Annotated in this window: 8 protein-coding genes, 2 tRNA genes and 1 other RNA gene; 2 read left to right on the top strand and 9 right to left on the bottom strand. The window is 46.0% G+C overall.

What is annotated here, in order from left to right:
* Window positions 1–336: 336 nt before the first annotated feature.
* The 6 genes from AC3B4V_RS16035 to tadA all read right to left on the bottom strand — a co-directional run bounded on the left by AC3B4V_RS16035 (window position 337) and on the right by tadA (window position 4111).
* Window positions 337–555: a YaaL family protein gene (locus AC3B4V_RS16035; protein WP_023469883.1), complete on the bottom strand. Its 219-nt coding sequence runs from the start codon at window positions 553–555 to the stop codon at window positions 337–339.
* Complete coding sequence (recR, locus tag AC3B4V_RS16040; RefSeq protein ID WP_023469882.1) at window positions 552–1151, bottom strand: recombination mediator RecR; 600 nt, start codon at window positions 1149–1151, stop codon at window positions 552–554. Before recR ends, AC3B4V_RS16035 begins: the two co-directional genes overlap by 4 nt.
* 18 nt (window positions 1152–1169) lie before the next feature.
* On the bottom strand, window positions 1170–1490 hold the full coding sequence (locus AC3B4V_RS16045; RefSeq protein WP_023469881.1) for a YbaB/EbfC family nucleoid-associated protein: 321 nt from the start codon (window positions 1488–1490) through the stop codon (window positions 1170–1172).
* A gap of 18 nt (window positions 1491–1508) precedes the next feature.
* Window positions 1509–3194 carry a DNA polymerase III subunit gamma/tau gene (dnaX, locus tag AC3B4V_RS16050; protein WP_214809637.1) on the bottom strand — a complete coding sequence of 562 codons (1686 nt, stop codon included), beginning with the start codon at window positions 3192–3194 and terminating at the stop codon, window positions 1509–1511.
* Window positions 3195–3289: 95 nt separating this feature from the next.
* Window positions 3290–3556: signal recognition particle sRNA large type (ffs, locus tag AC3B4V_RS16055), an RNA gene on the bottom strand.
* 48 nt (window positions 3557–3604) lie between these two features.
* A complete protein-coding gene (tadA, locus tag AC3B4V_RS16060) occupies window positions 3605–4111 on the bottom strand; it encodes a tRNA adenosine(34) deaminase TadA (protein WP_149426588.1) in 507 nt (168 codons plus the stop codon).
* Between the two features lie 108 nt (window positions 4112–4219).
* Between tadA and AC3B4V_RS16065 the strand changes: the two genes are divergently transcribed.
* The gene (locus tag AC3B4V_RS16065; protein ID WP_050679045.1) at window positions 4220–4849 is read left to right on the top strand and encodes a deoxynucleoside kinase; all 630 of its coding nucleotides are present in this window, start codon (window positions 4220–4222) and stop codon (window positions 4847–4849) included.
* On the top strand, window positions 4846–5523 hold the full coding sequence (locus tag AC3B4V_RS16070) for a deoxynucleoside kinase (RefSeq protein ID WP_023469877.1): 678 nt from the start codon (window positions 4846–4848) through the stop codon (window positions 5521–5523). Before AC3B4V_RS16065 ends, AC3B4V_RS16070 begins: the two co-directional genes overlap by 4 nt.
* A 74-nt stretch (window positions 5524–5597) precedes the next feature.
* Here the strand turns inward: AC3B4V_RS16070 and AC3B4V_RS16075 are convergent, their stop codons facing one another.
* The 3 genes from AC3B4V_RS16075 to AC3B4V_RS16085 all read right to left on the bottom strand — a co-directional run bounded on the left by AC3B4V_RS16075 (window position 5598) and on the right by AC3B4V_RS16085 (window position 6380).
* A complete protein-coding gene (locus AC3B4V_RS16075; RefSeq protein ID WP_064299181.1) occupies window positions 5598–6062 on the bottom strand; it encodes a DinB family protein in 465 nt (154 codons plus the stop codon).
* A gap of 102 nt (window positions 6063–6164) precedes the next feature.
* A tRNA-Ser gene (locus AC3B4V_RS16080) sits at window positions 6165–6254 on the bottom strand.
* Between the two features lie 35 nt (window positions 6255–6289).
* Window positions 6290–6380 (bottom strand) — tRNA-Ser (locus AC3B4V_RS16085).
* Between the last annotated feature and the right edge of the window lie 54 nt (window positions 6381–6434).

Genomic DNA, 6434 nt, shown 5'->3' on the forward strand with positions numbered 1-6434 from the left:
GAAGTGTTTGACTTGCTCGTTTTTGTGACCGAAGTCACGATTGACGAAGCTTGCGCTTCATTCGTTTTTGTATTCCGTAGAATACGATTTTTGCCTCATCGTTCAGTTTTCAAAGTTCGTCCACGCCTGTTTTGGCGACTCAATTAGAATACCAAGTCTGAAACAAGAAGTCAACAACTTTTTTGGAATTGTTTTTTACTTGTTTGCCGTAAGCGCTCGTCCTCTTAAGGACATGAATTAATATATCACGATAATTAGACATGCGCAACTACTTTATTAAAATAACTTATAGTTTTTTTAGAGCATGTAAAAACCGCAGACAAGAATGGCTGCGGTTTACTTCATCATCAATGAGACGCGTCTTCTTTTTGCTTCGCTTATATAGAAGAAATACAGTGATTCCGCTAACTTCATTTGTGCTTCTAAATCACCGTAGTCATCATAGCTGATTTCTAAGAGATGACGCTTCATCAAATAATCTTCTTTTGCTTTTGCTAATTCTTCTAACAAACGCTGGTCGTACTCACTGCGAATCTTCTTTCGAAACCAACTCATAGTTCGCGACGTCCCTCCATTGCACGAGATAACGTCACTTCATCTGCGTATTCAAGATCTCCACCAACCGGAAGACCATGGGCAATTCGAGTGATCCGAATACCCGTCGGTTTTAAGAGACGCGATAGATACATCGCTGTCGCTTCTCCTTCGATATTCGGATTGGTTGCTAAGATGACTTCCGTAATCGCTTCGTCCGCTTGAAGACGTGTCAGTAGGCTAGATACATTGATATCCTCTGGACCGATTCCTTCCATTGGACTGATCGCTCCATGCAAGACATGATACAACCCTTGGTAATCTCGCATCTTTTCCATTGCAATGACATCCCTTGAATCTTGGACGACACAGACAATCGTACGGTTTCGGTGTTTATCTGTACATACATAACAAGGATCTTGATCCGTGATATTCCCGCAGACACTACAGTAGGCAATGTCGCGCTTCGCACTGACCAATGCCTTTCCGAACATCAAGACATCGTCCTCTTCCATATCAAGGACATGAAACGCTAGACGAACTGCTGTCTTCGGACCAATCCCCGGCAGTTTCGTAAAACTTTCGATCAAACGACTAATCGCTTCAGGATATTGCAAGTGGTTTCCTCCTACGAATTAAAACATTCCCGGCAGATTCATACCTTGTGTGAATTTCCCCATTTTACTTGCTACGAGTTCATCGACCTTTTTCAAAGCATCGTTTGTTGCAGCTAAGACGAGATCTTGAATCATTTCAACATCATCTGGATCAACGACTTCTTCTTTAATGATGACATCTACGATATTTTTATGACCATCAGCGACGACTGAGACCATTTCTCCGCCTGCTGTACCTGTCACTGTCAAATCTTTCAATTCTTCTTGTGCTTTCGCCATATCCTTTTGCATCTTCTGCATCTGTTTCATCATATTGTTCATGTTTCCCATTCCGCGCATCTGTATTCCTCCTCGAATTTAATCTTCGAACTCTACGATATCACCAAAACGACCAAGCGTCTCGGACAATAACTGATCGCTCTCCGATTCTTGTTTTGTTTCCTTCTCTTCTATACTACTACTATTTCGCTTAGCAACAAACTCTGCCTTCAGTTCATGCCAATCCTTTGAGAGAATCGCTAAAATTTCGCGTTTGACGCCGCATACTTCATACAACGCTTCTTCAATCACGAAACGTGTTCGTTCATTCGTCATGACCTGCTCAAAGTGCCATCCTTTACCGTCATCGAATTCAATCAGCAACGTATCCGCTGAACAAAGAACCGGTTTACTCTCATGGAGTAACGAGTAGATGGGGCCATCTTCTTTTAAAATCCATTTTAAGATGTGATCCCAGCGTTCTTGAATCTCGCGCAACTGGGCTTTCTCCGCTCGTCCTAACATTTGACGAATCCGCTCTTTGGCGATTCGAACGGTTGGTCGTCCTTGTTTTCGCTTCGGCTGTGCTTGTGGTGCAGCCGCTTCTTGTGCTGGAACACCATTTGACTTCCACTGGTGCATCTGTTCTTTCATTTCGCGGACTTCCTGTTGCAACGATTGGACGATTTGTCCCGTTGTTCTCCCTTGTTCCGCAATTTGAATGAAGGCAATCTCAACGAGGACTCGCGGATGATTCGTCAACCGCATCTGTTGTTGGCAGTCATGTAACTGATCAATGATCGTAAAGCACGTCTCCGCTTCAATCGATTCAACGAATTGTTTGAACTCATCCGTCGGACGCGCACGCTCTAGCAAATCGACCGCTGTAGGCGAGGCTTTCAACAACAACGTGTCTCGATAAAAGAAGACGAGATCCTCAACGAAACGCTTCAAGTCTTTCCCCGCTCGTTGCATCGTCTCAAGCGTCTGTAACAACTGATCGACTTGATGTTCATGTAAGGCACGGGCAATATTCAATAACGCTTCATCTTCTACTGCCCCTGTTACTTCAAGAACAGCCGCATCGTTCAAATCACCGTTCGAAAAAGCAACCGCTTGGTCGAGTAGACTCAGCGCATCACGCATACCACCATCCGCCGCTCGGGCGATCAATCGTAATGCCGTATCCGAATACTCGATCGATTGATCTTTTAAGATATATTGCATCCGCTCTACGAGTTGATCGACTTCATGCCGCTTCACATCGAAACGTTGGCAACGCGAGATGATCGTCGCCGGGATTTTATGTGGTTCAGTCGTTGCTAAGATGAAGATGGCGTGCGCCGGCGGTTCTTCTAATGTTTTGAGCAAGGCATTAAAGGCACCTGTCGACAACATATGCACTTCATCAATGATATAGACTTTATAGGCTGCTTCTGAAGGGGGATATTTGACTTTATCCCGGATTTCCCGAATCTCATCTACGCCGTTATTGGAAGCCGCATCGATTTCGAAGACGTCTGGACTTGATCCTTCCGTGATCGCAAGACACGTCGGGCACGTATTACACGGTTCTTTGACCGGAGCATGCTCACAGTTGATCGCTTTAGCGATGATTTTGGCAAGACTCGTCTTTCCTGTTCCACGAGGACCCGAAAATAGATAGGCGTGGGACATCCGTCCCTCCATCAATGCATTTTGGATCGTACGGGTGATATGCGCTTGTCCAACGACTTCGTCGAATCGTTGCGGACGGTACACGCGGTATAGTGCTTGATAGGCCAAGTTTGCGCCTCCTCTTTTTAAGTTCCTCATTCTATTTTACCTAAAAAAGTCTACAACCGAAACCGGCTGTAGACTTGTCTTTAAAAATTAAACTGCCGCGCACCATATTCTGAAATATGTTCAACATGCGTTACTCACGCAGCCTGCTCAGTCCAAGCACCCCTACAACACACAGAGAGCACCACTTAAGGCTGCTTCCTTCCGGACCTGACCTGGTTCATGGGTATCTGTTGCGTAGGACTCAAACGTCAACGCTACTTACGTGAGGCAGACCACACCAATCATATCCCTCGACATGGAATTCAGTCTCGCTATAGCGGATTGCGAGTGACAGGGAACCGCTACATCCCCACCTAGCACGGCAAATGGTTTATCGATTTTTAGTGGCACCTTGTTTCAGTGCTTTTTCATTATACTGTTTCATCTGGTGTGATGCAACCCATTGCCCGCTTTCGTGCTTTCTTTTTCGCGCGCAGTTCCCGAAAGAACGTCGTTAGCATCTCCCCACACTCTTTTTCTAATATACCGCTCGTCAGCTCTGAGACATGATTGAACCGATCGTCTTGCACCAGGTTCATCAGCGTTCCACAACATCCACCCTTCGGATCAACAGCACCAAAGATGACATGTTCAATTCGCGACAGCATGATGGCCCCTGCACACATCGGACACGGTTCGAGTGTCACGTATAACTCGCACCCTTCCAGTCGCCAGTTCCCGAGCTTTCGGCACGCTTCCTCAATCGCGATCAACTCGGCATGTGCCGTCGCTTGTTGATCCGTTTCCCGGTGATTGTAGCCCGTCGCGATGACTTCATCGTCTTTGACGATGACACATCCGATCGGAACTTCACCGATCGCTTCTGCCTTTTTCGCCTCTTCGATCGCAAGGCGCATATAGTGTTCCTGTCGTTCCATCGATGATACTCCTCACTCTAAAAAAATTCTCCTTTTGAAACTTCAGCAAGTCGTACTTCTTTGTGCTAAAATATAAATTGCACTTTGCTGAACGGAGGGTCATTGTATATGTTCATAACGGTTGAAGGACCGATTGGTGTAGGCAAAACATCACTTGCGAACGCCATCAGTCATCATTTCTCTTTTTCTATGTTACGCGAAATCGTCGAAGAAAATCCCTTTCTTGGAAAGTTCTATGAAGATATCGAAGAATGGAGCTTCCAGACGGAAATGTTCTTCTTGTGCAATCGCTTCAAACAACTCGATGATATCGAACGTCATTACCTCAGTAAACAACGCTCTGTCGTTGCTGATTACCATATCTTTAAGAACTTGATTTTTGCACACCGCTCTCTGAAGGTAGAGCATCTTGAGAAGTACGAACAAATCTATTCGATCCTGACGACAGACATGCCGAAACCGGATGCTGTCATCTACTTGAACGCAAGCATCGATACCTTGATGAAACGTGTTGCGCTGCGCGGACGAGAAATCGAAGAAAACATGTCACGTGCCTATCTCGAACAATTAGCCGAGGATTACGAGACATTCGTCACGGAATACCAAGCCAAACATCCGGAAGTCAAAATCATCCGTTTCGACGGGGATGCACTCGACTTCGTCAAGCGGCCGGAAGATCTCGAGTACGTCTTGACGACGATCCGGAACGAATTATATGAAGGAGCGAACCACGCATGAACTTGAAGCTACGCGAAAAATACAACATCCCGGCAGATGCCGTCATTACAATCGGCGGTATGGTCGGGATCGGTAAATCAACGATCACAAACGGATTAGCAGATGCCCTTGGTTTCCGGACGTCACTCGAAAAAGTCGATACGAACCCTTACTTGGATAAATTCTATCATGATTTCGAGCGTTGGAGCTTCCACCTCCAAATCTATTTCCTCGCTGAACGCTTCAAGGAGCAAAAGCGGATTTTCCAATACGGTGGTGGTTTCATCCAAGATCGTTCGATCTATGAAGACACAGGGATCTTTGCTAAGATGCATTTCGAAAAAGGAACGATGTCTCCAACGGATTACGAGACATATTCTAGTTTGTTTGACGCAATGGTCATGACACCATTCTTCCCGCATCCGGATCTTTTGATCTATCTTGAAGGTTCGTTCGAACAAGTACTAGAACGAATTCGTCTTCGCGGACGTGAGATGGAGCAACAGACACCAATCGAATATTGGGAAGAGATGTACGAGCGCTATACGAACTGGATCAATAACTTCACGATCTGCCCGGTACTTCGTTTGTCGATCGACGAATACGACTTACTGAACGAGCCAGAATCCATCGACCGGATTCTCGCGAAGATTGAAAAGCAGCTTGAAGTTGCTCGCATTGCCAATACACGCTAACTGATCAGATCTGCCTCTTAGGCGGATCTTTTTTTGCACAAAAAAAAGGAGACGCGTGTCGCATCTCCCTCCCATTAACCAATTACTTGATTGATTTGTTCCATATGGTGTAGATCATGTTGAGCCATTGCTCCGAGGAACTGACCGATCGTCAGTTCTTTGTCTTTAACGACGACCTTGTCCTGCAGGCGTTCTTCCGGAATCAATTCGACTGCACGGCGCAACAAGTCACGGCTGACTAAAAACTCATCGATCGTCAAGATCCGTTGCTGCTCACGGCTCATCTTCGCCGCTTCTTCATTGACGGCTTGGCTATCTGGTGCGACACGGAATGGTTCACCCGCGAGCAAGTACGGGATGCGCTCTGCGACCATGAAGCGATCCCATGGTGATAAGTGACCGATGATCTCAGCAATCGTCCATTTACCTTCTGCATACGATGTTCGCCATGCCTCTTCTGAAATCTGTTCTAAGTCTTTTACATATGTCATCGTCATCGCATAATGCGAAAGCAAGGATTCTTTTGTTTGTTCGTTCATTTCGTCCACCTCTTCTTCGTTTTTCACGTAGGCAACCATAGCACGCACGAAGAAATCGATGCAACAAAAAAGCACCTCAGAATTGAGATGCTTCATAAAAAGCGGAGTCGGTGGGATTCGAACCCACGCGAGCCTTGCGACCCCTAACGGATTTCGAGTCCGTCCCCTTCAGCCGGACTTGGGTACGACTCCATGATTATATTTATTTTTGGGTAAAAAAAAAGAAGTGGAGGAGGCGGTGGGATTCGAACCCACGCACGGCTTTCGCCGCCTGACGGTTTTCAAGACCGTTCTCTTAAACCACTTGAGTACGCCTCCAAGCTATAAAACGTGCATGTCGTTGTCAAAAAAATAAAAATGGAGGAGGCGGTG

It is taken from the genome of Exiguobacterium sp. E17S (assembly GCF_057772545.1).